Below are 2688 nucleotides of genomic sequence, written 5' to 3' on the forward strand. Positions count from 1 at the left end.
TCGTGCAGCTTCTTCTTCAGCGTGTGGAAGATCTCGGTGCCGCAGCGAACCGCTTCGAGCAGGCTTTCGCTGCCGATCGGCACGATCATGAATTCCTGGAAATCGATCGGGTTGTCCGCATGCGCGCCGCCGTTGACGATGTTCATCATCGGCGTCGGCAGGACATGCGCCGAGACCCCGCCGACATAGCGGTAGAGCGGCAGGCCACGTGCCTCGGCCGCCGCCTTGGCGACCGCCAGGCTGACGCCGAGAATGCCGTTGGCGCCAAGACGCTCCTTGTTCTCGGTCCCGTCGAGCTCGATCATCACGGCGTCGACCTCGGCCTGATCCTCGGCCTCGAGTCCCTCGACCGCCTCGGCGATCTCGCCGTTCACCGCATCGACCGCATCATCGACGCCCTTGCCGCCCCAGCGCCCCTTGTCGCCATCGCGCCGCGCGACCGCTTCGTGCGCCCCGGTCGACGCGCCCGACGGCACCGCCGCCCGGCCCAGGCTGCCATCCTCCAGCGTCACGTCGACCTCGACCGTCGGGTTGCCCCGGCTGTCGATCACGGTGCGGGCGTGGATGTCGACAATCGCGGTCATGATGGCTCCTTCAGGTCTGGACGGGACGGCGCGGGCTCTATCGGCGACGCGCCGCACTGGCAATAATTCCGCTACCGATACGAAAACTGTATGACCGATCATGGAACGCAGCCGCACCGGACGCGGTTGAGGCGATGAGAGTTTCTGTTCGCGGGGAGAATCCCATGACTGCCGAAGACCAGAACCTGCCCGAGGGCACCGACACGATCATCGAGGGCGCCAGTGGAAGCGCGACCGGCGATTCGGGCGGTCCCGACATCCGCGCCGGATCGGGGCCGGAGATCCGTGCCGAACCCGGCGCCGGCGTGCGCGACCAACTGTTCGATCGTTATCAGTCGCTGCGCGGCGATGCCGGCGACCGGGCCCGCGACTGGGCGCAGGCCGGCAAGGATCGCGCGACCGACGCGCTCGACGACGTGGTGCGGATGATCGAAGACGCGGCCGACGAGGTCGATGCCAAGATCGGCAGCCAATATGGCGACTATGCCCGCCGCGCGGCTCAAGGGATCGGCGACTTTTCCGACGCCTTCAAGAACAAGGATGTCGATGCCTTGTTCGCCGACGCGCGCGCGGTGATCCAGAAGTCGCCGGGCGCCGCCCTGGGCGTCGCCGCCGCGCTCGGCTTCGTGGTCGCGCGGCTGGTACGCTCCGGCTTTCCCGAGGCTCCGGCCAATGATGCGCCTGCGGCGTGATCCCCTCCCCCCGAGACGACGAGCAGGTATCGCTGCGCGACCTGGTCGCGCGGGCGATCGACGATATCAAGAATTACCTCCGAGCCGAAATCGCCCTCGTCCGGGCGCGGGTGTCGACCGCGGGCGGCAAGGCGGTCCCGGCACTGGGCTTTCTGATCCTTGCGATCGTCATCGCGCAATCGGCGCTGACCGTCCTGTTCGCGGCGGTGGGCGCCTTGCTCGCCTTGTGGATCGGCTGGCCCGGCGGCTTGGCGGTGGCGGCCTTGCTCGCGCTCGCCGTCTCGGGATGGCTCGCCTGGCGGGCCTACAAGAAAATGACGGGGTTGTTCGGATGAGCGATCAGGACGTGGCGAGCGCAAAACTGGAGGTTGCGGCCGCGCGCGAGCGGATGCTCGCGTCAACGCATGCACTCCAGCAGCGGATGAAACCGACGACGCTGGCGGGCAATGCCTGGGATGGGCTGCTCGACACAAGCGAGGACATGGCGGGCAGGGTCGGCCGCGCGGCGGCGCGGCGCCCAATTACGACCGGCGCGGCCGTCGCAGGCATCGCCGCTCTGCTGGCGCGCAAGCCGCTTGGCCGGCTCTTCGCCCGCCTGACCGGCAAGGAATAGATGGAGACGACAGCATGACCACGCAGCACAGCAACAACGATGTCGATACCGCTCCCGAAGGCCTGAGCGAGCAGGTCACCGCCGCCGTGAAGGCGGTCACCACGGCGATCGAGGGCAATCCGGTAGCGACCCTGCTCGGCGGGATCGCGATCGGCGCAGCGCTGGGCGCGCTGATCCCGCGCACCGAGCGCGAGAAGGAGTTGCTTACCCCCGTCGGCGCGCGGATCGGCGACGCCGCGCGCCCCGCGGTCGATGCGGCGCCGGATATCGGACGCCCGGCCGTTGCCCACCCGGGCCGTGGCACCCCCCAGCTTCGCCAGCAGGTCAACAGCCTGGTTCAGCAGGCGCTGGCCGCCGCGGGCGAGGCCGGCACGGCGGCGATCGCCGCCGCGCGTGAAACCGCGAAGCGCTGTGCGAGTTCAAGACGCATTCAGCGGGCGTGCCCCATAGGCGCGCCCGCCTTTGCATCGGAGTTATATGATGACCAAGTTTCGTGGCGCCCTGCTGGCGCTGTCGTTCGTCGGCGCCGCCGCGATCCCCGCCGCGACCTCGCCCGCGCTGGCGGCGGTCGATACGTCGAGCCCGCAGAATCTGATCCAGACGCTCACCACAGACGGCTTCGCTGCGATGCGGGGCGACAAGGCGACGGCCAAGAGCAAGTTCCGTACCTTGCTGTCGCAACACGTGGCGGTCGACCAGATCGGCGACCGGCTGGTACGCCGCTGGCTGCCGACGATCTCGGCCGAGCAGAAGGCGGCCTACAAGCAGGCGCTGCCTGGCTATGTCGTCGGCACCTACG

At 68.9% G+C, this 2688-nt stretch carries 4 protein-coding genes and 1 pseudogene; 4 read left to right on the forward strand and 1 reads right to left on the reverse strand.

The window, feature by feature from the left end:
- The coding region (eno, locus tag ACOJSF_RS06925; protein ID WP_420141482.1) for a phosphopyruvate hydratase at window positions 1-584 on the reverse strand (584 nt) is incomplete at its 3' end.
- A 164-nt stretch (window positions 585-748) separates the two neighbouring features.
- Here eno and ACOJSF_RS06930 point away from each other — a divergent pair.
- The 4 genes and pseudogenes from ACOJSF_RS06930 to ACOJSF_RS06945 form a co-directional block, all read left to right on the forward strand.
- Window positions 749-1276 (forward strand): hypothetical protein, encoded by a 528-nt coding sequence (locus tag ACOJSF_RS06930; protein ID WP_420141483.1) that lies wholly within the window; start codon window positions 749-751, stop codon window positions 1274-1276.
- Window positions 1273-1611: a phage holin family protein gene (locus ACOJSF_RS06935; protein WP_420141484.1), complete on the forward strand. Its 339-nt coding sequence runs from the start codon at window positions 1273-1275 to the stop codon at window positions 1609-1611. Before ACOJSF_RS06930 ends, ACOJSF_RS06935 begins: the two co-directional genes overlap by 4 nt.
- Complete coding sequence (locus ACOJSF_RS06940; RefSeq protein ID WP_420141485.1) at window positions 1608-1889, forward strand: hypothetical protein; 282 nt, start codon at window positions 1608-1610, stop codon at window positions 1887-1889. The genes ACOJSF_RS06935 and ACOJSF_RS06940 overlap by 4 nt, the downstream gene beginning before the upstream one ends.
- A gap of 477 nt (window positions 1890-2366) precedes the next feature.
- Window positions 2367-2688, forward strand: a pseudogene (locus ACOJSF_RS06945) (ABC transporter substrate-binding protein); the annotation flags it as partial.

Source organism: Sphingomonas sp. (assembly GCF_048594985.1).
In the GTDB taxonomy this organism is placed as follows: Bacteria; Pseudomonadota; Alphaproteobacteria; order Sphingomonadales; family Sphingomonadaceae; genus Sphingomonas_I.